26 protein-coding genes are annotated in these 26,666 nt (G+C 73.9%); 19 read left to right on the top strand and 7 right to left on the bottom strand.

The genetic code is table 11. The annotated features are described in order from the left end of the window. Positions 1-16 precede the first annotated feature (16 nt). Entirely contained in the window at positions 17-1,423 is a 1,407-nt protein-coding gene (locus AB0Q96_RS30340) for a DUF6421 family protein (RefSeq protein WP_365330979.1), read from the bottom strand. 256 nt (positions 1,424-1,679) lie between these two features. Here AB0Q96_RS30340 and AB0Q96_RS30335 point away from each other — a divergent pair, with 256 nt between their 5' ends. Continuing rightward, positions 1,680-2,357 (top strand): glycerophosphodiester phosphodiesterase family protein, encoded by a 678-nt coding sequence (locus AB0Q96_RS30335; protein WP_365330977.1) that lies wholly within the window; start codon positions 1,680-1,682, stop codon positions 2,355-2,357. Positions 2,358-2,372: 15 nt separating this feature from the next. On the opposite strand, the gene AB0Q96_RS30330 is transcribed toward AB0Q96_RS30335, so the two are convergent. Beyond that, positions 2,373-2,924 carry a GNAT family N-acetyltransferase gene (locus tag AB0Q96_RS30330; protein ID WP_365330975.1) on the bottom strand — a complete coding sequence of 184 codons (552 nt, stop codon included), beginning with the start codon at positions 2,922-2,924 and terminating at the stop codon, positions 2,373-2,375. A 179-nt stretch (positions 2,925-3,103) separates the two neighbouring features. Between AB0Q96_RS30330 and AB0Q96_RS30325 the strand changes: the two genes are divergently transcribed. The 6 genes from AB0Q96_RS30325 (at position 3,104) to AB0Q96_RS30300 (ending at position 8,371) form a co-directional block, all read left to right on the top strand. After that, on the top strand, positions 3,104-3,688 hold the full coding sequence (locus tag AB0Q96_RS30325) for a DUF5134 domain-containing protein (protein ID WP_365330973.1): 585 nt from the start codon (positions 3,104-3,106) through the stop codon (positions 3,686-3,688). A 101-nt stretch (positions 3,689-3,789) separates the two neighbouring features. Beyond that, on the top strand, positions 3,790-4,731 hold the full coding sequence (locus AB0Q96_RS30320) for a M56 family metallopeptidase (RefSeq protein ID WP_365330971.1): 942 nt from the start codon (positions 3,790-3,792) through the stop codon (positions 4,729-4,731). Between the two features lie 133 nt (positions 4,732-4,864). Then, positions 4,865-5,884 (top strand): helix-turn-helix domain-containing protein, encoded by a 1,020-nt coding sequence (locus AB0Q96_RS30315; RefSeq protein WP_365330970.1) that lies wholly within the window; start codon positions 4,865-4,867, stop codon positions 5,882-5,884. Positions 5,885-5,941: 57 nt separating this feature from the next. After that, a complete protein-coding gene (locus AB0Q96_RS30310) occupies positions 5,942-6,799 on the top strand; it encodes a GNAT family N-acetyltransferase (RefSeq protein WP_365330968.1) in 858 nt (285 codons plus the stop codon). A 24-nt stretch (positions 6,800-6,823) separates the two neighbouring features. After that, complete coding sequence (locus tag AB0Q96_RS30305) at positions 6,824-7,501, top strand: phosphatase PAP2 family protein (protein WP_365330966.1); 678 nt, start codon at positions 6,824-6,826, stop codon at positions 7,499-7,501. A 129-nt stretch (positions 7,502-7,630) separates the two neighbouring features. Then, the gene (locus AB0Q96_RS30300; RefSeq protein WP_365330964.1) at positions 7,631-8,371 is read left to right on the top strand and encodes a helix-turn-helix domain-containing protein; all 741 of its coding nucleotides are present in this window, start codon (positions 7,631-7,633) and stop codon (positions 8,369-8,371) included. 12 nt (positions 8,372-8,383) lie between these two features. On the opposite strand, the gene AB0Q96_RS30295 is transcribed toward AB0Q96_RS30300, so the two are convergent. Next, positions 8,384-9,892: a hypothetical protein gene (locus AB0Q96_RS30295; protein ID WP_365330962.1), complete on the bottom strand. Its 1,509-nt coding sequence runs from the start codon at positions 9,890-9,892 to the stop codon at positions 8,384-8,386. Positions 9,893-10,041: 149 nt separating this feature from the next. On the opposite strand from AB0Q96_RS30295, the gene AB0Q96_RS30290 reads away from it, so the two are divergent. Together AB0Q96_RS30290 and AB0Q96_RS30285 are read left to right on the top strand one after the other, a co-directional pair. Next, positions 10,042-10,701, top strand: coding sequence for a DUF305 domain-containing protein (locus AB0Q96_RS30290; RefSeq protein WP_365331176.1), 660 nt, complete (start codon positions 10,042-10,044; stop codon positions 10,699-10,701). A gap of 27 nt (positions 10,702-10,728) precedes the next feature. Further along, entirely contained in the window at positions 10,729-12,105 is a 1,377-nt protein-coding gene (locus AB0Q96_RS30285) for an FAD-dependent oxidoreductase (RefSeq protein ID WP_365330961.1), read from the top strand. A gap of 87 nt (positions 12,106-12,192) precedes the next feature. On the opposite strand, the gene AB0Q96_RS30280 is transcribed toward AB0Q96_RS30285, so the two are convergent. Beyond that, the gene (locus tag AB0Q96_RS30280; protein ID WP_365330959.1) at positions 12,193-12,579 is read right to left on the bottom strand and encodes a helix-turn-helix transcriptional regulator; all 387 of its coding nucleotides are present in this window, start codon (positions 12,577-12,579) and stop codon (positions 12,193-12,195) included. Positions 12,580-12,745: 166 nt separating this feature from the next. Between AB0Q96_RS30280 and AB0Q96_RS30275 the strand changes: the two genes are divergently transcribed. The 5 genes from AB0Q96_RS30275 to AB0Q96_RS30255 all read left to right on the top strand — a co-directional run bounded on the left by AB0Q96_RS30275 (position 12,746) and on the right by AB0Q96_RS30255 (position 17,794). Next, the gene (locus AB0Q96_RS30275; RefSeq protein ID WP_365330957.1) at positions 12,746-13,831 is read left to right on the top strand and encodes an NADH:flavin oxidoreductase/NADH oxidase; all 1,086 of its coding nucleotides are present in this window, start codon (positions 12,746-12,748) and stop codon (positions 13,829-13,831) included. A 123-nt stretch (positions 13,832-13,954) separates the two neighbouring features. After that, a complete protein-coding gene (locus AB0Q96_RS30270; protein ID WP_365330955.1) occupies positions 13,955-15,040 on the top strand; it encodes an exo-alpha-sialidase in 1,086 nt (361 codons plus the stop codon). A 75-nt stretch (positions 15,041-15,115) separates the two neighbouring features. Beyond that, on the top strand, positions 15,116-15,793 hold the full coding sequence (locus AB0Q96_RS30265; protein WP_365330954.1) for a uracil-DNA glycosylase: 678 nt from the start codon (positions 15,116-15,118) through the stop codon (positions 15,791-15,793). After that, complete coding sequence (locus AB0Q96_RS30260) at positions 15,790-16,776, top strand: BadF/BadG/BcrA/BcrD ATPase family protein (protein WP_365330952.1); 987 nt, start codon at positions 15,790-15,792, stop codon at positions 16,774-16,776. Before AB0Q96_RS30265 ends, AB0Q96_RS30260 begins: the two co-directional genes overlap by 4 nt. A 97-nt stretch (positions 16,777-16,873) precedes the next feature. Continuing rightward, a complete protein-coding gene (locus AB0Q96_RS30255; RefSeq protein WP_365330950.1) occupies positions 16,874-17,794 on the top strand; it encodes a hypothetical protein in 921 nt (306 codons plus the stop codon). An 86-nt stretch (positions 17,795-17,880) separates the two neighbouring features. Here AB0Q96_RS30255 and AB0Q96_RS30250 read toward each other — a convergent pair whose 3' ends face one another. Continuing rightward, a complete protein-coding gene (locus AB0Q96_RS30250; RefSeq protein WP_365330948.1) occupies positions 17,881-18,924 on the bottom strand; it encodes a lactonase family protein in 1,044 nt (347 codons plus the stop codon). A 410-nt stretch (positions 18,925-19,334) separates the two neighbouring features. Continuing rightward, positions 19,335-20,843, bottom strand: a complete 1,509-nt coding sequence (locus AB0Q96_RS30245) for an FUSC family protein (protein WP_365331174.1) — start codon at positions 20,841-20,843, stop codon at positions 19,335-19,337. A gap of 314 nt (positions 20,844-21,157) precedes the next feature. Between AB0Q96_RS30245 and AB0Q96_RS30240 the strand changes: the two genes are divergently transcribed. The 5 genes from AB0Q96_RS30240 to AB0Q96_RS30220 all read left to right on the top strand — a co-directional run bounded on the left by AB0Q96_RS30240 (position 21,158) and on the right by AB0Q96_RS30220 (position 24,121). Continuing rightward, positions 21,158-21,631 carry an Lrp/AsnC family transcriptional regulator gene (locus AB0Q96_RS30240; protein WP_365330946.1) on the top strand — a complete coding sequence of 158 codons (474 nt, stop codon included), beginning with the start codon at positions 21,158-21,160 and terminating at the stop codon, positions 21,629-21,631. 128 nt (positions 21,632-21,759) lie between these two features. Further along, on the top strand, positions 21,760-22,458 hold the full coding sequence (locus AB0Q96_RS30235) for an HAD family phosphatase (RefSeq protein ID WP_365330944.1): 699 nt from the start codon (positions 21,760-21,762) through the stop codon (positions 22,456-22,458). A 50-nt stretch (positions 22,459-22,508) separates the two neighbouring features. Next, complete coding sequence (locus tag AB0Q96_RS30230) at positions 22,509-22,904, top strand: helix-turn-helix transcriptional regulator (RefSeq protein WP_365330942.1); 396 nt, start codon at positions 22,509-22,511, stop codon at positions 22,902-22,904. Positions 22,905-22,975: 71 nt separating this feature from the next. Continuing rightward, positions 22,976-23,602, top strand: a complete 627-nt coding sequence (locus AB0Q96_RS30225) for a DinB family protein (protein WP_365330940.1) — start codon at positions 22,976-22,978, stop codon at positions 23,600-23,602. 69 nt (positions 23,603-23,671) lie between these two features. Then, positions 23,672-24,121 (top strand): SRPBCC family protein, encoded by a 450-nt coding sequence (locus AB0Q96_RS30220; protein ID WP_365330938.1) that lies wholly within the window; start codon positions 23,672-23,674, stop codon positions 24,119-24,121. 112 nt (positions 24,122-24,233) lie between these two features. Here AB0Q96_RS30220 and AB0Q96_RS30215 read toward each other — a convergent pair whose 3' ends face one another. After that, a complete protein-coding gene (locus AB0Q96_RS30215) occupies positions 24,234-26,291 on the bottom strand; it encodes a SpoIIE family protein phosphatase (protein WP_365330936.1) in 2,058 nt (685 codons plus the stop codon). Between the last annotated feature and the right edge of the window lie 375 nt (positions 26,292-26,666).

The following is a 26,666-nucleotide window of genomic DNA, read 5'->3' as shown; positions in this document are numbered from 1 at the left end:
TGTTCGGTACCCGCGCTCACGCGGCGGCCCGGTCGGCGTCCGAAGCGTTCGCGGCGGTGATGCCCTTGGTCGCGGCGATCACGCTCTTGAGCTTCTTGGCGAGGGCCTCATAGAACATGCTGAGCGGAAACTCGTCCGGAAGCACGTCGTCGACCAGCTTGCGCGGCGGGAGGCTCAGGTCGAGGGCGTCGGGACCCTTGGCCCAGGTGGAGCCGGGGTGCGGGGCGAGGTAGGTGGAGACCAGCTCGTACGCCTTGAACCAGTGGACCAGCTTCGGGCGGTCGATGCCGTCGCGGTAGAGCTGCTCGATCTCGCCGCAGAGCTGGTTGGTGACCTCGGGGGCCCGCTCCCAGTCGATCTTCAGCGTGTTGTCGGTCCAGCGCACCACGTCGTGCTTGTGCAGGTACGCGAAGAGCAGCTGGCCGCCGAGACCGTCGTAGTTGCGGTTGCGGTCGCCGGAGAGCGGGAAGCGGAACATGCGGTCGAAGAGGACGGCGTACTGCACGTCACGGCCGTGCTCGTTGCCCTCGGACTCCAGCTTCACGGCCTCCTTGAAGGCGGTGAGGTCGCAGCGCAGCTCCTCCAGGCCGTACATCCAGAACGGCTGGCGCTGCTTGATCATGAAGGGGTCGAACGGCAGGTCGCCGTGGCTGTGGGTGCGGTCGTGGACCATGTCCCACAGGACGAAGGCCTTCTCGCAGCGGTCCTGGTCCTCGACCATGGCGGCGATGTCCTCGGGCAGCTCGATGCCCAGGGTGTCGACGGCGGCCTCGGTGACCTTGCGGAAGCGGGCGGCCTCGCGGTCGCAGAAGATGCCGCCCCAGCTGAAGCGCTCGGGGGCCTCGCGGACGGCGATGGTCTCCGGGAAGAGGACGGCCGAGTTGGTGTCGTACCCGGCGGTGAAGTCCTCGAAGGTGATGCCGCAGAACAGCGGGTTGTCGTAGCGGGTGGCCTCCAGCTCGGAGAGCCACTCCGGCCACACCATGCGCAGCACGACGGCCTCGAAGTTGCGGTCCGGGTTGCCGTTCTGCGTGTACATCGGGAACAGCACGAGGTGCTGGAGCCCGTCCACGCGGTCGGCGGCCGGCTGGAAGGCCAGCAGCGCGTCGAGGAAGTCGGGGACCGCGAAGCCGCCCTGGGCCCACTTGCGCAGGTCGGCGACGAGCGCGCGGTGGTACTCCGCGTCGTGCGGGAGCAGCGGGGAGAGCTGCTCGACCGCGGCGACGACGCGCTCCACGGTCCGCTCGGCGAGCGCCAGCGCGGGCGCGCCCTCGGCCCGGAAGTCGATGGAGCCGTCCGCGCTCTGCCAGGGGCGGAGCTCCTCCACGGCATTCTTGAGCTCCGGCCAGGCAGGGTGGTCGACCACGGGAGCGTCGGCGGATATCCCCCCACCGGTCACGTCCTGCACAAGAATTTCCGTCATGCCTCTTCCTCCACAGGAGAACCTCGCGTCAAGACACCGTAACCATCGACGGTTGCCCGCCACAAGAGGGGTAAGGGAAATTCTCCTGTCGAACCCGGGGGTAGACCGCTGTTTTTCCTGTGGCGCGGGGAGGATGGCCGAGAAATGCGGTGTCCCGCAGGGTCGCTTCCGGTTGCGGAACCGGCCACTAGGCTGCTGCGCGAACCGCACCGGGCACGGCGGAGCCGGGCCGGTCCTCGACGGAAGCGAGAAGATCTTGAGTTTCCTCACCATCGGCCATCGCGGAGTCATGGGCGTCGAGCCCGAGAACACCCTGCGCTCCTTCGTCCGGGCCGAGCGGGCCGGACTGGACGTCATCGAGCTCGACCTGCACCTCAGCAAGGACGGCGCCCTGGTCGTCATGCACGACGCGGAGGTCGACCGCACCACCGACGGCACCGGTCCGATCGCCGACAAGACCCTCGCGGAGCTGCGCGAGCTGGACGCGGGCGGCGGCGAGCGCGTCCCCGTCTTCGAGGAGGTCCTCGACGCGATCGGCGCGCCCATCCAGGCGGAGATCAAGGACGTCGCGGCGGCCCGGACCCTCGCCGGGGTGATCCTCGCGCGCGAGCTCACCGGCCGCGTCGAGGTGATCTCCTTCCACGACGAGGCCCTCGCCGAGGTCCGCGCACTCGTCCCCTCGGTGCGCACGGCGCTGGTGGCCGACCGGCGGCAGGCCGACGTGGTGGCCCGGGCCCTCGCGGTCGGCGCCGGCGCGCTCGTGCTCGGCATCCGGCACCTCACCCAGGACACCGTCGAGCGGGCGCACGCGGAAGGGCTGCGGGTGACGGGGTGGGTGGTGAACACCCCGGACGATCTGCGCCTGGCGCACGCCCTGCGGCTCGACGGCGTGACGACCGACCGCCCCGAGATCAGGGGCGGCGGCACCGCGTGAGCGGCGGCCTTCGGGTCAGCCGAGTTCCTTGACGAGCAGCTCGAACTGCAGGTCGTCGCGCTGCGGCAGGCCGAAGCGCTCGTCGCCGTACGGGAAGGGGGTCATCCGGCCCGTGCGGCGGTAGCCGCGCCGCTCGTACCAGGCGATCAGTTCCTCGCGGACCGAGATGACGGTCATGTGCATCTCGCGCACGTCCCAGAGCTCGCGCACCCGGCGCTCCGCCTCGGCGATGATCTGCCGGCCGAGGCCCGCGCCCTGGAGCTCCGGGCGGACCGCGAACATGCCGAAGTAGGCGGCCTCGCCGCGGTGTTCGAGCTGGCAGCAGGCGACGACGGCGCCGTCGCGCTCCACCACCATCAGCCGGCTGCCCGGAGTGGCGATGACCGCCTCGACGCCCTCGGCGTCGGTGCGCTGCCCCTGGAGGATGTCCGCCTCGGTGGTCCAGCCGGCCCGGCTGGAGTCGCCCCGGTACGCCGACTCGACGAGCGGCACGAGCGCCGGGACGTCGTCCGGCACGGCGTCGCGGTAGGTGATGCGGCCGGTGTACTGGGACTCGGCGGTGTCCATCTGTGCGGGGCTCCCCTCGGGCGCTGGCGATCGGCGTGCGCGATCGCCCCGAGCCTAGCGCGCGCCCCGCACTCCCCCTCGTACACCCGTGTGCGCCTCTGCGCCCGCGTAGGCGCTCCGGGGGCCGGGCATGCACTCGGGGTCGGGAGGGTTCGCGGTCGGCGAGGAGGGGGTCCGACGTGCATGGACCGGCTCTGTCCGGCTGGCTGCTCGTGGTGCTGTGCGCGGCCGGCGGCGCTTACTGTCTGCTGCGCGCGCGGCGCAGCTCCGGGGAGGAGCGCCGGGCGGCGGGGAGCGAGGCCGTGATGGCCTTCGGGATGGCCGCGATGGCGCTGCCCGCGACCGTGGTGGCCCCGCCGGAGTGGGTGCTCGGGCTGTACGTGGGGGTGTTCGCGCTCGCGGCCCTGGGCGGCCTGCTCGGGGCGGTGCGGGGCGGTGGACACCATCTGCACCACCTGGTGGGCTCCCTGGCGATGGTCTACATGGCGCTGGCGATGGCGGCGGCCCCCGGCGCGACGGGCGCGGGGGCGCACGCGGGGCACGCGGCGGCGGGCGCCGGGGGCATACCCGTGCTGACCGGTGCGCTGCTCGCCTACTTCGGCGGGTACGTGCTGCGCTCGGGCACCCGGCTGGTGCCGGTGGCGACGGGCGGCGCCGGTGAAGTGCGGCCGACGGGCGGGGCCCGGGCGCCCGGCTCGGACCTGACCCTGGTGTGCCGGCTGTCGATGGCGCTCGCGATGCTGGCGATGCTCCTCACCCTCTGAGGAAGGGGCACGGGCCCGAGGGTGAACCGGGTAAACGTGGCGTGCGTCACTTGACCGGCAAGGCCATACCCCCGCGTGGTACCTGCTCATAGGCTGGCGCCATGTTGGTCTCCCTCGCGCTGCTCGCGCTCGGCGTCCTGACCGCCGTCGTGGCTCCGCGACTCCTGTCGCGGGCCGACTGGGCGGAGCGGGAACCCGTGGTGGCCCTGTGGGTGTGGCAGTGCGTGGTGGCGGCGGTGCTGCTGAGCTTCGCCCTGTCGATGACCTTCAGCGCGTCCGCGGCCTGGCAGGCGGTGCGCGGCCAGCTCTTCGCCCCCGCCCCGCACGGCGTGATCGAGGCGTACGAGCTCGGCGCCAGCCGCCCCTGGTCGGCGGTGCTCGCGGTGCTGCTCGCGGCCGGCGGGCTGTGGACCGGCGCGATGCTGGGCCGCGAGATCGGCCACGCGCGGGCCCGCCGCAGGCAGCGCCGCTGCGAACTCCTCGTGCGGGCGCCGCTGGTGCCCGGCGAGGAGGCCACCGGTGGCGAGCGCCTGGTCATCCTGGAGGGCGAGCGCGCGGACGCCTGGTGGCTGCCCGGCGGCAGGACGCCCCGGCTGGTCATCACCACGGGGGCGCTGCGCCGCCTCAAGGGCCGGCAGCTCGACGCGGTCCTCGCGCACGAGCAGGGACACGCCCGGGCGCGGCACGACTGGCTGCTGCACTGTTCGACGGCGCTGGCCGACGGTTTCCCCGGGGTGCCGGTCTTCGCGGCCTTCCGCGGGGAGATGCACCGGCTGGTGGAGCTGGCGGCGGACGACGTGGCCTCGCGCCGCTTCGGGCGCCTGACGGTCGCGCTCGCCCTGGTCGAACTCAACGAGGACCGCGGGGTGTTCGGCCCCGGCCCCGGCCCGGACGCCGGCCTGCCGCAGCGCGTCGACCGCCTCCTCGCCGCCACCCCCCGCCTGACCGCGGCCCGCCGCCTGCGCCTGACGGCCGCGGCGGCGCTGGTCCCGGTGCTCCCGGTCCTGGTCGCGTTCGTACCGGCGCTGAGGGCGCTGGGCTAGGGACGGCGGGGCAGTCGCGCGGGTCGCTCCCAGAGCGCCCGATAATGAGCGAGGCGCGGTGCGGGTGAGGCACGGCGATGCACCGACCCGGTGAAGCGTGGGAGCGCCGCTACGTCGAGGTGCGGGGGATCGCATGCAGTCGCTGTTCGCGTCGGAAGCCGTCGGGGCGGGTGAGGGCGGGTTCGACCGCTTCTGCGAGGCGGTGTCCACGGAGGTCATGCCCATCACGCTGAGCACGCGCCACGCGGCCGACTTCCGGGCGGGCATGAGGTACCTGGACCTCGGCGTCGTGCGACTGTCCTTCGTGGCGTCCTCGCCGGTGCTGTCGCGCCGTACGGCGGCTCACGTCCGGCGTGGCGATCCCGAGCACGTACAGCTGGCGCTCATCACGAAGGGCGCCCTGCGGATCTCCCAGCGGCGCAACGAGTCGGTGGTCGCGGCGGGCCTCGTCCTGACCGACACCTCACGGCCCAGCGAAGGGGAGTGCACCGGCGGGCAGATCGAGTCGCTGGTCCTCCAGATTCCCCGTGAGGCCCTGGCGCTGCGTTCGGACCGGCTGGACCGGCTGCTCGCGCAGTGCCTCGCCGCGGACGGGGGGTCCGGGGCGATCCTCGCCGACTTCCTGAGGACGCTGCTCACCCACGGCCCGGACTGCCGGCCGGAGGAGCTGCGCGGGATGGGCTCGGTCGCCCTCGACCTGGCCACCGCGTTCCTCGCGCGACAGCTCGGCGACCCCGGCCAGGCGCCCGCCGCGGCCCGTACACGGGAGACGCTCCAGCGGATCCACCGCTTCATCGAGCACAACCTCGGCGACCCGGACCTGACGCCCCAGCTGATCGCCGACCGGCACAACCTGTCGCTGCGGCACCTGTACAACCTCTTCGCCGACGAGCCCCTGACCCTTTCGGCCCACATCCGCCGAAGCCGGCTGGAGCGCGCCCGGACGGACCTCGGGCGCGGGGAACCGAACGGTCAGCCGGTGCGGGCCATCGCGGCCCGCTGGGGCTTCGCCAGCGCCACCGCCTTCAGCCGGGCGTTCCGCGAGACCTACGGGACCACCCCCACCGAACACCGCGCGTACGCCCTGACGCTCTCGCCCCGGCCCGCCCGCGGCACCGCCACCGACGGGAGCGGGAACCAGCGGTTCGTGTGACGCGGCGGCTCCGAAAAGGGCTGGACCCCGGCCGTGGGGTCATACCAGCATCGGCGCATGCGATGGCATTTCACCGAGGAACCCGCCGGCTTCCCCGACGCCGCCCGCGCCGCTCTGGCCGCGGAGTCCCTGCGCAACACCACGCTGCTCGGGCTGCTCGACCGGCCGGGACCGCGCGGCTGGTGGGACGGGCCGGGCGGGGGCGCCTGTCTGACGGTGTCTCCGGGGGCGCTGCTGCTGGGCGTGATGCCGGACGCCGCGGCCGGTGCGCTGGCCGCCGCGTTCCCGGGGGCCCACGAGGTGAACTCCGTACGGGGCGAGAGCGGGACCGTCGAGGCGTACGCGCGGGCCACCGGCCGGGCCTGGCGGACCGCGCGCCGGATGCGGCTGTTCCTGCTCGGCGAGCTCGCTCCGCCGCGCCCCGCGCCACCGGGCGCCCCGCGTGTCGCCGGGCCGGACGACGTCCCGCTCGCGCTCGCCTGGATGCGGGAGTTCGCCCGGGACATCGGCGAGGACCCCGACGCCGACTACACGGCGAACGTCGAGGCCCGCGTCGCCGAGGGACGCCTGCACTTCTGGGAGGTGGACGGCGAGCCCGTCGCCATGGCGAGCGTCTCGCGGCTCGCCGCGGGGCAGGCCCGGGTCTCGCCCGTCTACACCCCGCCCGCCCGGCGCGCCCGGGGCTACGGCGGGGCCGTGACCGTCGAGGTCAGCCGGGCCGCCCGGACCGCCGGCGCCGCCGACGTGCTGCTCTTCACCGACCTGGCGAACCCGACGAGCAACGCGCTCTACCGGCGCCTGGGCTACCGTCCGCTCGCCGATCACGTGGAGGTCGGGTTCGTCCCGGCCGACGGCCGGGACGCCGGCCGGCGCCCGGTCCCCGAATCACCGGGGGGTCGGGCGCACGGCGCCTGAAGGGCTTCGGGCAGGATCGGGCCCATGCGCATCTCCGCCGCCGTCTCCGGCGCCCTGGCCGTGCTGCTGCTCGTCCTGGTGGCGGTGGGGTGGTCCCCGCTGCTGTCGCTCGACCGGGACGTCGCGGAGGCCCTGCACCGCAGCGCGCTCGCCGAGCCCGGGTTCACCCACCTCAACCGGATCCTGACCGACTGGATCTGGGACCCGTGGGCCATGCGCGCGCTCGCCGCGGTCGCCGTGGGCTGGCTGTGGTGGCGGCGCGAGCGGCTGCTCGCGCTGTGGGTGGCGGGCACCAGCCTGCTCGCCGTCGGCCTCCAGCAGGGGCTGAAGGCGCTGGTGGACCGGCCGCGGCCGGTCTGGCCTGATCCGGTCGACTCGGCGAACTACTCCGCGTTCCCCTCCGGCCACGTCATGACGGCGACGGTCACCTGCGGGCTGCTGCTGTGGGTGCTCGCCCTGCACTGGCACGAGGGCCGGCGGGGCTGGGGCACGCTCGCCGGGGTGGCCGTGGTGTCGGTCGTCGGGGTGGGCTGGACCCGGGTGTACCTGGGGGTGCACTGGCCGTCCGACGTGGTGGGCGGCTGGCTCTTCGGCTGGACCTGTGTGGCCGTGGCGATCGTCACGTACCGCGCGGTCTCGGAACGGAGCTCGCGTACCGGCCCGGGGCCCGACGGCGGGAGCAGAATGGAGGGCAGGCGATGACGCCGCCTGTCCTGGACGATCCCCCGCGTCGCCCAGAACAGACGGCAAGTCCCGCTTCCGGCCACGAGGGCGCGACAGCAGGACGCGCTGAGTATATTGGCTGCGAGCCAGTCAACGCAGGAGTCCAGCATGTCCCCGCGTAGCGCATCGGTCAATGAAGAGCTTCGGCGGCGCTCCCGCGAGCGGCTCCTGCAGGCGACCGTGGAACTGGTCGACGAGCGCGGGTACGAGGCCACGACCCTCGCGGACATCGCCTCCCGGGCGGGCTCGGCGCGTGGTCTCATCTCGTACTACTTCCCCGGCAAGCGGCAACTCCTCCAGTCCGCGGTGCACCGGCTGATGCACCTGACGCTGGAGGAGGCGCTGGAGCGGGAGCCGCGGACGGAGGACGGCCGGGAGCGGCTGGCCCGGGCGATCGACGCGATCCTGGGGCTCGCGGTGACGCGCCCGCAGCTCATGCGGACGCACATGGCCGGCATCCTCCAGGCGGAGGGTTTCGTGCGGTGCCCGGAGCAGCAGCGGCTCGCCGAGCTGCTGCGCGACACGGTCACGCGCTACGGCTCCGAGGACGTGGACACCGCCTATCCGCTGCTGCGGGCGTTGCTGATGGGGGCGGTGGTGGCCGTGCTGCTGCCGGGGGCGCCGATGCCGATGGCACGGCTGCGGTCGGAGCTGTTCCAGCGGTACGGGCTCGACTGGGAGCAGGGCATGCCGCCGGGCGGGGGTCCGCCCGACGGCATGCCGGAGGTGCGTACGGCGTTACCCGACCCGTCGGCCCGGGTGCCGCGTCAGGCCTCGAAGGAGACCGGTCCGAAGGAGACCGGTCCGGTCGAACGGTCGACCGGACCGGCTGACCGACTGGTCGACTAGGCGTCTAGTCGTCTAGTCGAAGTAGTCGGGCTGCGTCTGGACGTTGAGCCCGTCCATCCGGACCCGTGCCGCCTTGTCGGTGCGCTTGTCGCTGAGCTTCAGCACGTCGAAGCCCTTGGCGATGTCGTTCGAGTAGATGTACCCGTTGTAGTAGTAGGCCGACCAGGAACCGCCGGTGGCCAGCGTGGTCGCGGAGACCGGGCCCCGCTCGAAGAAGGCGATCTCCTTCGGGCGGCTGGAGTCGGTGAAGTCCCAGACGGAGACGCCGCCCTGGTACCAGGCCTGGACCATGATGTCCTTGCCCTTGACCGGGATCAGCGAGCCGTTGTGGGCGACGCAGTTCTCGGTGTCGGCCTGGTGGCGCGGGATCTTGAAGTAGCTGCGGAAGACCAGCTTGCGCCGGTCGCCCTTGCCGACGATGTCGTAGATGCCGTCCGCGCCGCGGTTCGGGCCGACGACCGCGTTGCAGGTGGGCGCGCCGCCGCCGCCGAGCTCGTCGGTGAAGACGACCTTGTTCGCCTTCTGGTTGAAGGTCGCGGAGTGCCAGAACGCGAAGTTGACGTTGTCCTGGACCCGGTCGATCACCCGGGGGCGTTCCGGGTCCTTGATGTCGAAGAGGATGCCGTCGCCCATGCAGGCGCCGGCGGCCAGGTCCTCGCTGGGCAGCACGGTCAGGTCGTGGCAGCCGGTGGTCTTGGAGACGCCCGGGTTGGTGGGCTCACCGGGGTTGCCGCCGCCGTCCGGGCCCTCGCCGGGGAAGAGGACCGGGAAGTCGACGACCTTGGCCTGTTCGGGCGCCTTGCGCGGCACCTTGATGACCGAGATGCCGTCGTGCGGGGGCTGGCAGTCGGGGAAGGCGGCGTTGGGCGAGTACGAGGAGACGTAGATGTACACGTCCTTGCGCTTCGGCACCAGCGTGTGGGTGTGCGAACCGCAGTTGGTCTCGACGGCGGCGACGTACTTCGGGTTGGCGATGTCGCTGATGTCGAAGATCTTCATGCCCTCCCAGGATTCCTTCACCGAGGCCGGCTGCGGAACGCTGGCGCAGGAGTTGTCGCTGCGCGAGGAGTCGGTGGACAGGAAGAGCAGGTTCCCGGAGACGGAGACGTCGTTCTGGGAGCCGGGGCACAGCACCTGGGCGACGGTCCTGGGCGACCGGGGGTTGCTGATGTCGAAGATCCGGAAGCCGTCGTAGTTGCCGGCGAAGGCGTACTTCCCCTGGAAGGCCAGGTCGGAGTTGATGCCCTTCAGGGCGTCCTTCGGGACGTTGACGAGGTGGTCGATGTTGGGGCTGTGGACGACCTCGTCCACGCCGGGTATCTCACCGGCGGCGATGGCGGCGCGGGCGTCGGACGCCCGCTCCGCCGAGACGGCCGCCTGGGCCGGTGTGTCGCCGGGGTCGGGTGTGGCGGCCGCGGGTCCGGCGGCGAGCAGGCCGATCAGCAGGCCGGCGGCGGCGGTCGCCACCCCCAGGCCCCTGATCCGTGCACGCGGGGTACTCGTGGTACGCAACGAAGTCACTCCGTCCTCTCTGGTGTCGCACAGTTGAACGGTGGTGGGACCCCGGCAGTATCTTCCTTGGTGTGCACATCTCAACAGATGGCAACAGAGACGTAATGGAGAAACACCCGCACCCGCCCCTCGCAGTCGCCGAAGTGCCCCTGGAGGTCGTGTTGTCGAAGCGCCGTGTCCGTGGAGCCGTCGCCGGAGTGCTCGCCGTCGCCGCCGTGTTCGCGCTCGCCGCGTGCGAGTCGGACCCGAAGACCGGGGCCGCCGCACCCCCGGCGCCCACGTCGGGCGGCCCCCTGGTGGTGGCCCCGGGCAAGCCGGGCGAGCCCGCGAAGAAGCTCACCCCCGAGGAGGCGGCCCGGCTGACGCCCGACGAACGCCCCAACGGCGCCGACTACATGTACGTGCAGATGATGATCGAGCATCACCGGCAGGCGGTCACCATGACGGCGCTGGCCCCGCAGCGGGCCGAGTCCGAGAAGGTGCGGAAGGTCGCCGAGCGGATCGGCGCGGCGCAGGGCCCGGAGATCAGCGCCATGGAGGGCTGGCTGAAGAACAACGGCGGCCCCCGGCCGCAGACGGGCCACGACCACCACTCCATGCCGGGCATGGCCACCGAGGCGCAGCTCGCCCAACTGCGCGCCGCCAAGGGGAAGGCGTTCGACGCCCTCTTCATCAAGTTGATGATCACGCATCACGAGGGAGCCGTCAGCATGGCCGCCGAGGTGCTCGGCCAGGGCAACAACGTCCTCGTCGGCGAGATGGCCGACGACGTCATCGCCCAGCAGACGGCGGAGATCAACCGGATGCGCTCCTTGTAGACCGGTCCGGGAGGCCCCGGCGGTGCCATGCTGGAAGCCTCCCGGCAGGAAGGGGCACCCCTCGTGCTGCGCGTCGCCGTCGTCGGCTCGGGCCCCAGCGGGGTCTACACCGCCCAGGAGCTGGTCCGGCAGACCGCCGTGCCCGGGATCCGGGTGCACGTCCTGGACCGGCTGCCCTGCCCGTACGGTCTGGTGCGGTACGGGGTGGCGCCCGACCACGAGAAGATCAAGTCCCTCCAGGGCAACCTGCGGACGGTCCTGGAGGACGAGCACGTCTCCTTCCTGGGCGACGTCGAGGTGGGGGCGCGCGGGCTCACCCCGGCCGGGCTCCTGGAGCTGTACCACGCGGTGGTGTACTGCGTCGGCGCCTCGCGCGACCGTCGGCTCGGGGTGCCGGGCGAGGAGTTGCGGGGCAGCTTCTCCGCCACCGAGTTCGTCTCCTGGTACAGCGCGCACCCCGATGCCCTACGGGACGGGTTCGGCCTGGACGGGCCCCGCGCGGTGGTCGTCGGGGCGGGGAACGTGGCGGTGGACGTGGCCCGGCTCCTGGTGCGGCGGGCCGCGGAGCTCACGCCGACGGACGTGCCGCAGGGCGCCCTGGAGGCGCTGGCCGCGAGCGGGGTCCGCGAGGTGCACATGGTGGCCCGGCGCGGGCCCGGCCAGGCGAAGTTCACCACCAAGGAGCTGCGCGAGCTTGGCGCCCTGCCCGACACCCGGGTCCTGGTCGACCCGGCGGAGCTGGCCCTGGACCCCGCCTACGCAGACCCGTCGGCGCTGCCCGCGGTCAACCGGCGCAACGTGGAGGTCGTCCGCGGGTGGGCGGCGGACGGTTCCACCGCCCCGCGCGGCATCCGGCTGCGGTTCTTCCTGCGGCCCGTGGAGATCCTCGGCACGGACGGCCGGGTCACCGGGGTCCGTTTCGAGCGGACCGAGCCGGACGGGAACGGCGGTGTGCGCGGCACCGGCCGGTACGAGGAGATCGCGGCGGGTCTCGTGCTGCGCGCGGTCGGCTACCGGGGCGCGCCGCTGCCCGGACTGCCCTTCGACGCGGCGCGCGGCACCGTCCCGCACGCGGCGGGGCGGGTGCTGCGCGGCGGGGCGGTCTCGCCCGGGGAGTACGTGGCGGGCTGGATCAAGCGCGGCCCGACGGGCGTGATCGGCACCAACCGGCCCTGCGCCAAGGAGACCGCCGCCGCCCTGCTGGCCGACGCCCCGGCCCTGGCCCGCCGCCGGATCGCCGACGACCCGGTGGCGGAGCTGCGGGCGCTGGGGCACGAGCCGGTGCCGTGGACGGGCTGGCTGGCGATCGAGCGGGCGGAGGCGGCCCTCGGCGGGACGCTGGGCCGCGCGCGCGTGAAGATCCCCGACTGGGCGGGGCTGCGGGCGGCGGCCCGGGAGGCCTGAGCGCGGCGGCGCGGCACCTGGGGCGTGCGGTCGGACGCGGCCCTGGGGCCCGTCGTCACACTCCCGTCGTCACCCTGGGGCCCGTCGTCACACTCCCGACCCCGGGGCTCCGTGCCGCTCGGTCTCGCCGAGGCGGGCGGCCTGGGCGCCGGCGGCCGTCAGGACGCTGTCCAGGAGGCCGGGGAAGAGCGCCTCCAGGTCGTCGCGGCGGAGCATGTTGAGTTTGGCGGTGCCCCGGTAGATCTGCTGGACGACGCCGCTCTCGCGCAGCACCCGGAAGTGGTGGGTGCTGGTCGACTTGGTGACCGGCAGCTCGAAGTACGAGCAGCTGAGCTCGGCCCCGGTGTCCGCGAGGGCCATGCAGCGCACGATCCGCAGCCGGACGGCGTCCGACAGGGCGTGCAGCACGGCTTCGAGCCGGATGTCCTCGCGCGCGGGGTGTTCCAGGACCCTGGGGTTGGTCGCGGTCGTCACGGCTGCGGCTCCACTTCTGTCCGGGGTGCGTGCTGCCGGGCGGCTCGGGAATGTGTGCGGTCATTGTACGAGCATCCTCGTAGTTTGACAGGCACCGTACTACGATGCCTATCGTAGTAAGCATCTTCTCCAGGCAGTACCGAGAGACGCCGAAACGGAGTCCGCCATGAGCACCGCCCTCTTCGAGCCCCTCACCCTGAGGTCCCTGACCATCCCGAACCGGGTGTGGATGGCCCCGATGTGCCAGTACTCGGCGGAGACCGGCGGCCCCCTGGCGGGCGCCGCGGGCGACTGGCACTTCGCCCACTACGCGGCCCGCGCCACGGGCGGCACCGGCCTGATCCTGACCGAGGCGACGGCGGTCGCCCCCGAGGGCCGGATCAGCCCCGCCGACCTCGGCATCTGGGACGACGTCCACATCGAGGGGCTGCGGCGGATCACCACCTTCCTGAAGCGGCACGGCACCGTTCCGGGCATCCAGATCGCCCACGCCGGGCGCAAGGCGTCCACCAACCGCCCGTGGGAGGGCCGCGGCCCCGTCGACCCCGCCACCGGACTCGGCTGGCAGCCGGTCGGGCCGAGCCCGGTCGCCTTCGCCGAGGACCACCCGGTGCCGACCGAGCTCGCGCCCGAGCAGATCCACGAGGTCACCGCCCGGTTCGCCGACGCGGCCCGGCGCGCGCTCGCCGCCGGCTTCCAGGTCCTGGAAGTGCACGGCGCCCACGGCTACCTGATCGGCGAGTTCCTCTCCCCGCACAGCAACCGGCGCACCGACGCCTACGGCGGCTCCTTCGAGAACCGCACCCGCTTCGCCCTGGAGGTCGTCGACGCCGTGCGGGCCGAGTGGCCCGAGGAACTGCCGCTCTTCTTCCGCATCTCCGCCACCGACTGGCTCGACGAACAGGGCTGGACCGCGGACGACACCGTGCGCTTCGCCGCGCTGCTGCGCGAGCACGGCGTCGACCTGCTGGACGTGTCCACCGGCGGCAACGGCGGCGCGGCCAGCATCCCGGTCTCCCCCGGCTACCAGGTGCCGTTCGCGGCCCGGGTGAAGGCGGAGACCGGGCTGCCGGTCGCGGCCGTCGGCCTGATCACGGAGAGCGGCCAGGCCGAGAAGATCGTCGCCAACGGGGAGGCGGACGCCGTCCTCATCGGCCGCGAGCTGCTCCGCGACGCCTCCTGGGCCCGGCGGGCCGCGCGCGAGCTCGGCGCCGAGACCCACGCCCCGGCCCCGTACGCCTGGGCGATCTGACCCTCGCGTCGGACACCCCCAACACGCCCCTCACCTGGGGCGGAGCCGCCTCCAGGGGCCGTTGTCAGTGGCCGGGTGCAGACTTGCCCCTATCCGCGACAACGGCGTCCTGGAGGTGTCGGCATGACCGACGTACTACTGACCGTAGGCACCCGCAAGGGTCTGTTCATCGGCCGCGGCCGAGACGGCCGCTGGGAGTTCGACCCACCCCACTTCAACGCGCAGGCGATCTACTCGATCGGCATCGACACCCGCCGCGAGACCCCCCGGATCCTGGTGGGCGGGGACAGCGCGCACTGGGGCCCGTCGGTCTTCCACTCCGACGACCTCGGCGCCCACTGGACCGAGCCGGCCAAGCCCGCGGTCAAGTTCCCCCAGGACACCGGGGCTTCACTGGAGCGGGTCTGGCAGCTGCACCCGGCGCCCGCCCACTCCCCCGACGTCGTGTACGCGGGGACCGAGCCCGCCGCGCTGTTCCGGTCCGCCGACGGCGGCGAGTCCTTCGAACTGGTCCGCCCCCTCTGGGAGCACCCGACCCGGGACCGCTGGGTGCCGGGCGGCGGCGGCGAGGCCGTGCACACCGTCGTCACCGATCCGCGCGACCCGGACGCGGTGACCGTCGCCGTGTCGACGGCGGGCGTCTTCCGCTCCCGCGACGGCGGCGAGAGCTGGGCCCCTGCCAACGAAGGGGTGTCCGCGGTCTTCCTGCCCGACCCGCACCCGGAGTTCGGCCAGTGCGTGCACAAGATCGCCCAGGACGCGGGCGACCTCGACCGGCTCTACCTCCAGAACCACTGGGGCGTCTTCCGCAGCGACGACGCCGGCGGCCGGTGGACCGACATCGGCTCCGGACTCCCCTCCGACTTCGGCTTCGCGGTGGCCGCCCATCCGCACCGCCCGGACACCGCCTACGTGTTCCCCATCAACGCCGACGCCGACCGCGTCCCGGCCGGACGCCGCTGCCGCGTCTACCGCACCGCCGACGCCGGAGCGACCTGGGAGCCCCTCACCAAGGGCCTGCCGGACGGCGACCACTACGGCACGGTGCTGCGCGACGCCCTGTGCACGGACGACGGCGACCCGGCCGGCGTCTACTTCGGCAACCGCAACGGAGAGGTGTACGCCAGTGCCGACGACGGCGACAGCTGGCAGCTGCTCGCCGAGCACCTGCCGGACGTGCTGTGCGTACGGGCGGCGGTGATCGGCTGACGCCGGCCACCGGAGGAGGCGGGGACCGTCGGGCGGCGGGGCCCGATGTCCGACTGCGCCACTAGAGTGACAGGCGTGGCAGCACGACCGTTGAACGAAATCGTCGAGGCCGGGTGGGCGCAGGCGCTCGCCCCGGTGGCCGAACGCATCGCCCAGATGGGCGACTTCCTCCGGCAGGAGGTGGCCGCGGGGCGCACCTACCTGCCCTCCGGGGCCAACGTCCTCAGAGCCTTCCAACAGCCCTTCGACGAGGTGCGGGTCCTCATCGTCGGCCAGGACCCCTACCCGACGCCGGGGCACGCGGTGGGTCTGAGCTTCTCCGTGGCACCGGACGTGCGTCCGGTGCCACCGAGCCTGGACAACATCTTCCGCGAGATGCACGCGGACCTCGGGCACCCGCGCCCGGCGAACGGCGACCTGACCCCGTGGACCCGGCAAGGCGTCCTGCTGCTCAACAGGGCGCTCACCACGGCTCCCCGCCGGCCCGGCGCGCATCGCGACAAGGGCTGGGAGGCCGTCACCGAGCAGGCCATCCGGGCGCTCGCCGCGCGCGGCAAGCCGCTGGTGTCGGTGCTGTGGGGCCGGGACGCGCGCAATCTGCGCCCGCTGCTCGGCGACCTGCCCGCGATCGAGTCCTCGCACCCCTCGCCGATGTCGGCGGACCGCGGCTTCTTCGGTTCCCGCCCCTTCAGCCGCACCAACGAGCTGCTGCTCCGTCAGGGCGCCCAGCCGGTGGACTGGCAGCTGCCGTGACGGACGGGGCGCAGCACGGGCTGGTCGTCGGTGTCGACTCGGGCGGGTCGGGGCTGCGGGTCGCGCTCGCCCGGGCCGTGGACGGCCGGATCCTGGAGACGGTCGCGTCGAAGGAGCCGGTGCGCACCGGGGCGGGCGGGATCGACGCCGGGCACCTGCTGGCCCAGTCGCTGCCCGCCGTGGAGGCGATGACGGCCCGGCACGCCGGCGCCGACGACCGGATCGCGGCGGTCGCGGTGGGCGCGGCCGGAATGGCGACGCTCGGCGACGGCCTGCGGGCCGAGTTGCCGGGCGCGTTCGCGCGGGCCTGGGGCGTGCGGCGGCTCGCGCTGGCCGCCGACGCCGTCACCGCCTACGCGGGCGCGCTGGGCCAGCGACCGGGCGCCGTCGTCGCGGGCGGCACCGGCCTGATCGCCATGGGCACGGATCTGACGGCCTGGCGCCGGGCCGACGGCTGGGGCCATCTGCTGGGCGACTGCGGAAGCGGGGCCTGGATCGGGCGCGCCGGGCTCGAAGCGGCCATGCGGGCGCACGACGGGCGGCGTGGAGGCTCGGCCGCGCTCCTGGCGCGCGCGGCGGAACTCTTCGGTCCGGTGGCCGGGTTGCCGGGCGCGCTCTACCCCCGGAGCGACCGGCCCGCCGTCCTCGCCTCCTTCGCGCCCTTGGTGGGCGACTGCGCCGCCGCCGGGGACCCGGTGGCGGTGGCGGTCCTGGAGCGGGCCGCCGGCCACATCGCGGAGGCCGCGGCGGCCGTCTGCCCCTCCGGAGCCGACGTCGAAGTGGCCCTGACGGGCGGTCTGTTCAAGATGGGCGAGCCGCTGCTCGGTCCGCTGCGGGCCGAGCTCGCCGCATCGCTCCCGCGGGCCCGCGAGGTGCCGGCGGCGGGCGATCCGCTCGCCGGGGCGGTCACGATCGCCGCCGCGCTCGCCGCCGGGACGGTGCGGCTGCCCGGAGATCCGCGCCTTCTTGAACTCACCAGGTAATCGGCGGTTCCTGACGAGTCGGACATACAGGGGCAGAAGTCGCCCAGCTGCACCTCACCGAATTGCGCGACGGGCAAAACCAGTAGCATGCGGCGCCATGAGCTCCCCCACTGGGCCTACTCCCGGCCTGCCTGTACGAATGCCGCGCCCCCGCCAGCCCGGGCGGCACCGGCGCCCTGAACCCGTGGTGGCGCCCGAGGGCGCGCCCGCGCTCGTTCTCGCCGTCCCCGGCGTGCCGTCGGCCGCCATACGCTCGCTGGCCGAGGAGGTCGTGAGCATCGCCCGTTCGGAGCTGCCCGGCCTCGACGCCGTGATCGGCTACCTGGACGGCGACGACGCCACCGAGTACCCGACCCTCGGCGCGGTCCTGACGCGCGCCGCCGCGCTGCGCACCGAGCGGTACGAGCTGGCCCTCGCGGCCGGTCGTGAGCCGGCCGCGCCCGAGGGCCCGCCCGCGGTCGTGGTCCCGCTGCTCGCGGGCCCGGACAGCGCCCTGCTCCGGCGGATCCGCCAGTCCGTGATGGACAGCGGCAACACCGCGGAGCTGACCGATGTGCTCGGCCCGCACCCGCTGCTCGCCGAGGCCCTGCACGTGCGCCTCTCGGAGGCCGGTCTGGCCCGCGCCGACCGCGCCCGGCTGTTCACGGTCGCCACGGCGGCCGACGGCATCATCCTGGCCACGGTCGGCGGCGAGGAGGCGGTCCAGGCCGCCGGGATCACCGGCATGCTGCTGGCGGCGCGGCTGGCCGTGCCCGTGATGGCGGCGGCGCTCGACCAGGAGGGGTCCATCGCGGCCATCGCCGACCAGCTGCGCGGCTCCGGCTCGGAGCAGCTGGCGCTCGCCCCGTACCTGATCGGCCCGGAGCTGGCCGAGGGCCTGCTCGACGCGGCCGCCAAGGAGGCGGGTTGCGCGACGGCGGAGGCGCTGGGCGCGTACCCGGCGATCGGCAAGCTGGTGCTGTCGCAGTACGCGTCGGCGCTCGGGATCTCCCCGCAGCAGGGCTCGCCCGTCCACTGAGGGACCGGGCGCGCGCAGGACCGTGACGGGAAGGGCCCGCACCGGACGTCTCCGGTGCGGGCCCTTCCCGTACGGGCGGGGCGTCGTCAGGCGAGGACGACGCAGGAGGCCGCCGGGGCCGGGACGGAGCCCGTACGGGCCGGCAGGCCGGTCTCCGGGTCGACCGTGAACCAGGTGACGTCGCCGGAGCGCTCGTTCGCGGCGTACAGGTGCCGTCCGGTGGGGTCGAGGGTCAGGTCGCGGGGCCAGTGGCCGCCGCAGGGCACCGAGGCGATCAGGCGGGCCTGAGCGCCGCCCGCGTCGAGGGCGAGGACCGCGAGGGTGTCGTGGCCGCGCACGGCGGCCCACAGGAAGCGCCCGTCGGGGGCGACGACCACCTCGGAGGGGTAGCGGTCCCCCGTGGCGTCCGCGGGGACCACGGGGGTCTCGCCGAGCGGTTCGAGGACGCCCTCGGCGGCGTCCCAGCGGCACACGGTGACCGTGGGCTCCAGTTCGTTCAGCACGTAGGCGTGGGTGCCGTCCGGGTGGAAGGCGAGGTGGCGGGGCCCGGTGCCGGGGCGCAGCGCGGTCGTCCCGTGGGGGCGCGGGGCGCCGCTGTCGGGGTCGAGGGCGGCGATGGCGACGGAGTCGGTGCCGAGGTCCACGGCGAGCACCCAGCGGCCGCTCGGGTCGGGCAGCACCTGGTGGGCGTGCGGTCCCTCCTGGCGTCCCGCGACCGGGCCCGAGCCCTGGTGCCGCAGCACGTCGGTGACGGGCTTGAGGCTGCCGTCGGCGGCCGTCGGCAGGACGCTGACGCTGCCGGAGGTGTAGTTGGCGGTGAGGACGTGTCCCGAGGTCACGGCGAGGTGGGTGGGCCCGGAGCCGTCCACGGGCACGGGGGCGCCGAGGAGGCGGGGCTCGGGGCCGGTGACGTCGAGGGCCGCCGCGGCGCCCTCCGTGGTCTCGGAGACGGCGTACAGCACCTCGGCGCCGGGTCCGAGGGCGAGGAAGGACGGGTCGGCGACGGCGTCGCTCGCCCCGACGAGCTCCAGCGCTCCGGTCTCCGGTTCCACCTCGGCGACGAGCACGCCCCGGCCGCCCGCCGAGGTGAACGATCCGATGTATGCCCGCGTCCGGCGTGTGTCGCCCACGGCGCCTCCCCATGTCCGCTGTCCCCGGGCCGGTCACGGCAGACCGGCCGTCGTCGGGGCCGACGTTAGCAGGCGGTCTAGACCAGGTGGGGCCGGCGGGGCGGAGGGGTTTCCGGCCGCCCGGCGCCGGCGGCGCGGGGCCGGGTGTCAGGTCGCGGGGACGAGCGGTGCCGGGCCCGGTGTCAGGCGGCGGGGACGAGCGGTGTCGGGCGCCCGCTGTCAGGCCGCAGGGACGAGCGGCGCCGGGCCGCGGGGACGAGCAGTGCCGAGCCCGGCGTCAGGCCGCAGGGACAAGCGCGGTGCACAGGCGCCCGGCGTCAGGCCGCAGAGACAAGCGGTGCCGGGCCGCGGGGACGAGCAGTGCCGGGCCCGGCGTCAGGCCGCAGGGACGAGCAGTGCCGGGCCCGGCGTCAGGCCGCAGGGACAAGCGGTGCGCGGGGTGAGGTGCGTAGTGGGGCCGCCAGGTCGACCAGGGCGCGTTCCAGGCTGTGGAGGTGCCCGAGGGCCGCCTCGGCGCCCGGGTGGTGGGGTGCCGGGACGGGTGAATCGGCGGCGGCCGTGCCGCGGCAGGCCGCGTCGACGGGCGGTACGAGGGCGTGGACGGCGGCCTCGACGCGCCACGCGGCCGCGGCGAGCCGGGCGTCGTGCGAGGCGTCCGGGTCGGCGGCGACCGCGGCGAGCCCCCGGGTCTCCCGGGCGCAGTCGTCGAGCAGCGCGAGGACCCGGCGCGCGCGGGCCTTGCGGGCGCGCAGCGGGCTCAGCGGGTGGACGAGGGGGGCCAGCGTGAGGCGGGCGCGGGCGAGCAGGAGGTCGAGCTCGGCGGCGTGCGGCGCCGGGTCGGCGGCCGGGTCGCCGGCCAGCCGGCGGGCGGCGGCCGTGGTGCACGCGTGCACGGAGCCCACGGCCCGCTGGATCCAGGCGTTGGTCGCGGCGTGCGTGGTGACCGGCAGCAGCGCGACGCCGACGGCCGCGCCGAGGGCGCCGACCGCCGTCTCCTGGAAGCGGAGCAGCAGCAGCCCGGGGTGCAGGACGCCCAGCAGCCCGTACAGGAGGCCCGCCATGACGGTGACGAAGAACATCATCCAGCTGTACGAGAGGGGCGCCGTGTAGAAGATGCCGAAGACGCACACGGCGACGAGGGCGGCCGTCGGGGCGGCGGACCCGCCCAGCGGCAGGGCGATCAGCAGGCCGGCCGCGATGCCGGTGACGGTGCCGACGACCCGGCGGAAGCCGCGCACCAGGGTCTCGCCGCGCGATGCGGTGTTCACGAAGATCCACCAGGCCGTGCCGACGGCCCAGTACCAGCGGTCCGGCGAGACGAGCTGTCCGACCGCGAGGGCGACCGCGCAGGCGGCGGTGGCCTGGAAGGCCTGGCGGGTGGTGGGCCGGGCGAGCCCGGTGCCGGGCAGCGGGGCGGGCGCGGCGGGCGGCGGGACGCGCCGCTCGATGCACCAGGCGACGAAGCGGACCGCGCCCGCCGCGCCGAGCGCGAGGAGGACGGCGCCGTACAGCTCGGGGAGCTGGCGGGGCACGGCGTGCAGGAACTGCGTCACGAAGAACTGCATGAACGCGAAGATGCCGAGGGCGTGCCCGCGCGGTCCCCAGCGGCGTGCGTACACGCCGGCGAAGACGACGAGCAGCCAGGCCGCGTCGCGCAGCAGCGGCAGCCCGTGCAGGGCGGTCGCGAGCGCGAGGACGGGGAAGCCGGCCAGCGGCAGCAGGGCCGTGGTGACGGCCTGGCGGCGCACGGTGGGGTCGCCGACCGTGAACAGCGCCAGGAGCGCGGCGAGACCCGCGGTGATCGAGGCGGTGAGGGAGAGCCCCACCAGCTCGGCCACGGCGACGGCCAGGCCGACGCCGAGCACGGCCCGCGAGGCCACCCGCAGCCGCACCTTGCCCGGGTCGGGCGCCACGCACACCTGCCGGAACAGCCGGCCCGCGGCCGTCAGGCCCTTCTTCACGACGGTCGATCCGCCCCCGCTGCCGTACACACACCCTCTTCGTGGTCGCCGTGATGTCGTGCGCGCGCCGCGCGCACGTCTTCGGACATGGCGATGGCGCCGCGGGTCCGGGGCCGGCCACCTCGCCGGTCCGGCGCGTGCGCGGCGCCATCTGTCCAACTCTTCCAAGAGGAAAACATCCTTCCGCCCAGTGGCTCAACCGACGGGCCGAAGGGTGGACCATTGGTACAGTCGAAGTGCCGGAGAACCAGCCAGAGGGAGGCCAACGGACCATGGCGGTGGACGAGCTCGACACCCGCGTCCTACGGCTGCTCATCGAGCAGCCGCGTACCAGCGTCCGCGAGTACGCCCGGATCCTCGGGGTGGCGCGGGGCACGGTCCAGGCCCGGATCGACCGGCTCGAACGGGACGGGGTGATCACCGCGACGGGCCCGGTGCTCTCCCCCGCGGCACTCGGGCATCCGGTGCTCGCGTTCGTGCACATCGAGGTGACCCAGGGGCATCTCGACGAGGTCGGGGACGCCCTGGCGACGGTCCCGGAGATCGTGGAGGCCTTCTCGATCACGGGCGGCGGCGACCTCCTGACCCGGGTGGTCGCCCGGGACGCGGGCCATCTGGAGGACGTGATCCAGCGGCTGATCCAGCTGCCGGGCGTGGTCCGCACCCGGACCGAGATCGCGCTGCGCGAGCGGGTGTCGCACCGGCTGCTGCCGCTGGTCGAGTCGGTGGGACGCCGGGCCGACTGAAGGACCGGCCGGGGAACGAGGGACGGGGGGGCGGGGTGGGGCCGGGCGCGGGGCGGGGGTCGGGAGTCGCGGTGGGGCCGGGACCAAGGACCCTCCGGTTCCGGTGGCCGCTCTGCCAGGCTGAGCCCATGAGCACCTCGCACGTTTCGGTCGTCTTCGATCTCGACGGCACGCTGGTGGACAGCGAACCCCACTACTTCGAGGCGACCCGCCGGACGCTCGCCGCCCATGGCGTGACGTCCTTCGACTGGCAGCGCCACAGCGAGTTCATTGGGATCGGGACGCTGGAGACGCTGCGCGCACTGGCCGCCGAGTACGGCGTCACCGCCCCCGTGGAGTCGCTCCTGGACGCGACCAACCGGCACTACTTGGAACTGGCGCGGACGGCGATGCCCGTCTTCCCCGAGATGCGGGTCTTCGTGGAGCGTCTGTACGCGCAGGGGGTGCCCATGGCGGTGGCCTCGGGTTCCTCGCCCGCGGCGATCGCGACCGTCCTCGCCGGGACCGGCCTCGACGCGTGGCTGACGACCACGGTCTCGGCCGAGGAGGTCGCGCACGGCAAGCCGGCGCCGGACGTCTTCCTGGAGGCGGCCCGTCGCCTCGGCGTCGCCCCGCAGGAGTGCGTGGTGCTGGAGGACGCGGCACCGGGGGCCGCCGCCGCGCACGCGGCGGGGATGCGCTGCCTCGCGCTCCCCTACGTACCGCAGACGGCGGACGATCCCGCCTTCGCCACGGCCGATCTGCTCTTCCGCGACGGCCAACGGGAGTTCACGGCGCGGGCGGCACTGGACTGGATCGCCGATTGGACATCGCAAATGCAAGTGTAATCGCATCTATTTGCTTGCAGGTGCGATAAGCGTCGGCTTAGGGTGCGGGTATGCAGACGTACACCATCGGCCAGGCGGCACGCCTCCTGGGCGTCAGTCCGGACACCGCGCGGCGCTGGGCCGACGCCGGCCGGGTCGCCACCCACCGCGACGAGAGCGGCCGGCGCCTCATCGAAGGGCCCGACCTCGCCGCGTTCTCTGTCGAGATCGGACAGAGCGGCCAGGGCGACGAGGAGGAGAGCTACACCTCCGTCCGCAACGCCTTCCCGGGGATCGTCACCGCGGTCAAGCTGGGTGACGTCGCCGCCCAGGTCGAGATCCAGGCGGGCCCGCACCGGCTGGTCTCCCTCCTCACCCGGGAAGCGGTCGAGGAGCTCGGTCTGGAGGTCGGCATGCAGGCCACGGCCCGCGTGAAGTCGACCAGCGTGCACATCGACCGCGCCTGAAATCGCGTGGTCGGAGGGCGAGTTCTGTGACAGGGTTCGGCACGCACCCCCCAAGAGATCCTGGAGCGTCCATGGCGATCCCGCCCCGCCTCGCCCCCCTGCTCGACCAGTTCGAGTTCGCCCGCGAGCGGCTCGTGAACCGGCTGAACGGGCCGGTGACGGACAGCGGCGACGGGACGGGCGTGCCGGTCGGGCCGATCACCGACACCGAGTTCCGGTGGGAGCCGGTGGAGGGCTGCTGGTCGGTCCGCCGCCGCGAGGACGGGCCCGGACACCGGGCCACGGTGCTCACCGGCACCGGCGACTGGGGCCGTGACGCGGCGCCGTACCCGCATCCCGAACCGGCGCCGTTCACCACGATCGCCTGGCGGCTGAGCCACCTCGCCGAGATGTTCACGCTGCGCACCGACCACACCGCCGGCACCCGCGCCCTGACCCGCGACGACTTCCGCAGCCACGGGGACGCCGCCGAGGCCGTCGCGGACTTCGAGCGGGCCTCCGCGGCCTGGCACGCCATGCTGCTCTCGCTGGACGACGGCGTGCTGGACAAGGTCGGCTACAGCTCGTACCCGCACGGCAGCGACCCGGAGGACCCGCTCCTGGAGGTCATCTGGTGGATGAACCAGGAACTCCTCCACCACGGCGCGGAGATCTCCCTGCTCAGGGACCTGTACCGGGCCCGGGGCGCCGGCGTCTGACGCCGCCTCCAGGGGCCGCGAGTGGGACGATGGAAGTGGTCCCACCTCCCCCGCGAGCAAGGAGGCGCCATGTCGAGGATCAACGCCTCCGTCGACATCTCCCGTCGCCCCGAAGACGTCTTCGCCTACGTGACCGACCCCTCCCACCTGCCGGAATGGCAGGAGAGCGCGGTCGCCGTGCGGCGCACGGCCGGCACCCCCGGCACGATCGGACAGCAGGTCGCCGTCACCCGGCGCATGGGGCGCCGGGACTTCGACATGACGATGGAGCTGACCCAGCTCGACCCGCCGCACAGCTGGCACGTCCACGGCGTGGACGGCCCCGTGCGCGGTGACGTCCAGGGCACCATCGAGCCGCTCGACGCCGGCGCGCGCTCACGGCTGACGCTCTCCCTCGGCTTCGAGGGCCACGGCATCGGCAAGGCGCTCGTGCCCCTCGTCGTCCGACCGCACGCCCGGAAGGAGATGGCGCGGGACGAGCGGAAGCTGAAGGCGATCCTGGAAGGCGCCGACGGCTGACCGCCCGGCGCCCCTTGAGCCGCACACGCCCGTTTACCTTCACCGGCGCGTACGCCGGTCAGCGAATTGTGCTCGCGTACGCCGGTCAGCGCGTCCTCCGCGCGTACGCCGGTCAGCGCGTCGTCCGGGCGAGCAGCACGGCCACGTCGTCCTGGGCCTGGCCGTCGAGCAGTCCGGCCAGGATGCCGTCGCACAGTTCGTCCAGCGGGCGGTCCGTGTCCCGCAGGGCGCGGGCCAGTTGGGCCATGCCCTGGTCGAGGTCCCGGTCGCGGGCCTCGATCAGGCCGTCCGTGTACAGGACGAGCAGGCCACCGGCGGGCAGCGCGACCTCCTCGGTGCCGAACTCGTGGGCTCCGGTGCCCAGTGGAGTGCCGGGCGGGCCGTCGAGGAAGCTGATGGTCCCGTCCGGGGTGGCCACGGCCGGCGGCGGGTGGCCGGCGCGGGCGATGGTCCAGACTCCGGCGCGCGGGTCGTGCACGGCGTACACGCAGGTGGCCATCTCGTCCTCGCCCAGGTCGGCGACGACGGCGTCGAGGGAGCGGAGCATCCGCGCGGGCGGGATGTCGTGCGGGGCCAGGGTGCGCACGGCGGTGCGGAGCTGCCCCATGACGGCCGCCGCGTGGATGCCGTGGCCCATGACGTCGCCGATGACCAGGCCGGTGCGCCCACCGGGGAGCGCGACCACGTCGAACCAGTCGCCGCCGACGTCGTGTTCGCTGGCCGGGAGGTAGCGGCCGGTGAGCTCCAGGCCCGTCACGTCCGGCAGCGCGTTGTTGGTGAGGCTCCGCTGGAGGGTGAGGGCGGCCTGCCGCTGGGTGGTGTAGAGGCGGGCGTTGTCGATGTTGAGCGCGGCGCGCGCGGCGACCTCGTCGATGAGGACGCGGTCCTCGTCGTCGAAGGGCTCGCGGTTCCGCAGCCGGGTCACCGAGACGGTGCCGAGCACCATGCCGCGGGCGACGAGGGGGATCAGCCGGGCGGAGCCGATGCGGGTGCCGAGATAGCTGCGCAGGGCCTCCATCCGGGGGTCCCTGATCAGGGCCGGGATGTCGACGACGGTCAGGTCCATCGCGCGGGCGTCGGTGATGACCTCCTCGTACACGGAGTCCAGCGGTATCTGGAAGGTGCTCCCGACGCCGAGCAGCGCGCTGGGGGCGTTCGGGTCGGGGAAGGCGGCGGCGAGGCGGCGCAGGACGCCGCGGGTGGCGGCGGTGGACTCGTCGGGCTCCAGGACGGATTCGAGGAGCTGCACGTCGGCGGAGTCGGCCAGCTGCGGGACGAGGAAGGAGACGACCTCCTCCGCGGTCTGCCGCAGGTCGAGGGTGGTGCCGATCCTGGCGCCCGCCTCGGCGAGCAGGGTGAAGCGGTGCCGGGCGCGCTCGACCTCGATGTGGGCCCGCTGGCTGTCGGTGACGTCGATGAGGGAGGCGATGACGCCCAGGGGGCGCCCGCCGTGGTCGAGGAGCGGCGCGTAGGAGCAGGACCAGATGTGGTCGTGGTCCGGGTCGGCGGGGGTGCGGCCGACCCGGCGGGCGTCGACGACGGCGGTGCCGCTGTCGAGCACCTGGCTCATCAGAGCCTCCAGCGCGCCGGCGTTCACCCCGGGGACGACCTCGGTGAGGCGGCGGCCCAGGTGGTCGGCGGGCGGCACTCCGTTCATGCGGGCGAGGGCGTCGTTGACGCGCAGGAAGCGCAGGTCCGGGCCGAGGGTGGCGAGGCCGATGGGCGACTGGGTGAAGAGGGACTCCAGGGCCGCGAGCGAGTCCCGCATCCGCAGGACCTCGGAGGTCTCGACGGCGATCAGCATGGCCCCGGGGCGGCCCTGCGGGTCGGCGGCGGGCACGATCCACATCTCCATGACGACCTGGTGCCCGTCGCGGTGCCGCACGGGCAGGGTGCCGACGACGGTCTCGCCGGCCTGCACCCGGTGGGTCAGCCGGTCGGCGAGCTCGCGGTTGGTGTCGGGGACGAGGAGCGGGGTGGCCAGGCGCCCGAGGACGTCCTCGGGGCGGTGTCCGAGCAGGTCCTGGGCGGCGAGGGACCATTCCACGATCCGGCCTTGGGCGTCCTCGCGCCAGAGCGCGATGGGCAGCAGGTCGTTGAGCACGCCCGCGTACCCCACGACCGCCCGGGGCGGCTGCGGAACCCTGCTCGGCGACTGGTGAGTGTGCAATGCATCGACCTACGCATCAGCCTGGCCCCGAGGGGCGCAATACCTACCGAATCACCCTATCCGAGACATTCCATACGGGCGCTGCGCAGTACCGCCGAGTGACGCCGGAGCACCCTTTCCGGATACCCCCCGGGGGTCCCGATTCCGTAGTTCTACGGATGTACGAACCCGTGCCGTTCTGAAAGAGTCTGCGCAAACGCCCACGATGTATGCGCATCCATGGACCGTATGCGCAGCCATGGACTCCGAGGAACCCGAGATCGCCCCCCACAAGCCCCACACGTTCCAGGTCGATCTGCGTGGCCTGGTGGACCTGCTCTCCCACCACCTCTACTCCAGCCCCCGGGTCTACCTGCGCGAACTCCTCCAGAACGC

Source organism: Streptomyces sp. NPDC093111 (assembly GCF_040683955.1).
Taxonomy (GTDB): Bacteria; Actinomycetota; Actinomycetes; order Streptomycetales; family Streptomycetaceae; genus Streptomyces.
The sequence above is the reverse complement of the archived record's forward strand: the minus strand, read 5'-3'. Positions and strand labels throughout refer to the sequence as shown.

Coding starts and splice junctions, on each gene's coding strand:
- AB0Q96_RS30340 (WP_365330979.1), bottom strand. CDS start 1,423: ATGACGGAAATTCTTGTGCAGGACGTGACCGGTGGGGGGATATCCGCC.
- AB0Q96_RS30330 (WP_365330975.1), bottom strand. CDS start 2,924: ATGGACACCGCCGAGTCCCAGTACACCGGCCGCATCACCTACCGCGAC.
- AB0Q96_RS30320 (WP_365330971.1), top strand. CDS start 3,790: ATGTTGGTCTCCCTCGCGCTGCTCGCGCTCGGCGTCCTGACCGCCGTC.
- AB0Q96_RS30315 (WP_365330970.1), top strand. CDS start 4,865: ATGCAGTCGCTGTTCGCGTCGGAAGCCGTCGGGGCGGGTGAGGGCGGG.
- AB0Q96_RS30310 (WP_365330968.1), top strand. CDS start 5,942: ATGCGATGGCATTTCACCGAGGAACCCGCCGGCTTCCCCGACGCCGCC.
- AB0Q96_RS30305 (WP_365330966.1), top strand. CDS start 6,824: ATGCGCATCTCCGCCGCCGTCTCCGGCGCCCTGGCCGTGCTGCTGCTC.
- AB0Q96_RS30300 (WP_365330964.1), top strand. CDS start 7,631: ATGTCCCCGCGTAGCGCATCGGTCAATGAAGAGCTTCGGCGGCGCTCC.
- AB0Q96_RS30285 (WP_365330961.1), top strand. CDS start 10,729: ATGCTGGAAGCCTCCCGGCAGGAAGGGGCACCCCTCGTGCTGCGCGTC.
- AB0Q96_RS30275 (WP_365330957.1), top strand. CDS start 12,746: ATGAGCACCGCCCTCTTCGAGCCCCTCACCCTGAGGTCCCTGACCATC.
- AB0Q96_RS30270 (WP_365330955.1), top strand. CDS start 13,955: ATGACCGACGTACTACTGACCGTAGGCACCCGCAAGGGTCTGTTCATC.
- AB0Q96_RS30255 (WP_365330950.1), top strand. CDS start 16,874: ATGAGCTCCCCCACTGGGCCTACTCCCGGCCTGCCTGTACGAATGCCG.
- AB0Q96_RS30240 (WP_365330946.1), top strand. CDS start 21,158: ATGGCGGTGGACGAGCTCGACACCCGCGTCCTACGGCTGCTCATCGAG.
- AB0Q96_RS30235 (WP_365330944.1), top strand. CDS start 21,760: ATGAGCACCTCGCACGTTTCGGTCGTCTTCGATCTCGACGGCACGCTG.
- AB0Q96_RS30230 (WP_365330942.1), top strand. CDS start 22,509: ATGCAGACGTACACCATCGGCCAGGCGGCACGCCTCCTGGGCGTCAGT.
- AB0Q96_RS30225 (WP_365330940.1), top strand. CDS start 22,976: ATGGCGATCCCGCCCCGCCTCGCCCCCCTGCTCGACCAGTTCGAGTTC.
- AB0Q96_RS30220 (WP_365330938.1), top strand. CDS start 23,672: ATGTCGAGGATCAACGCCTCCGTCGACATCTCCCGTCGCCCCGAAGAC.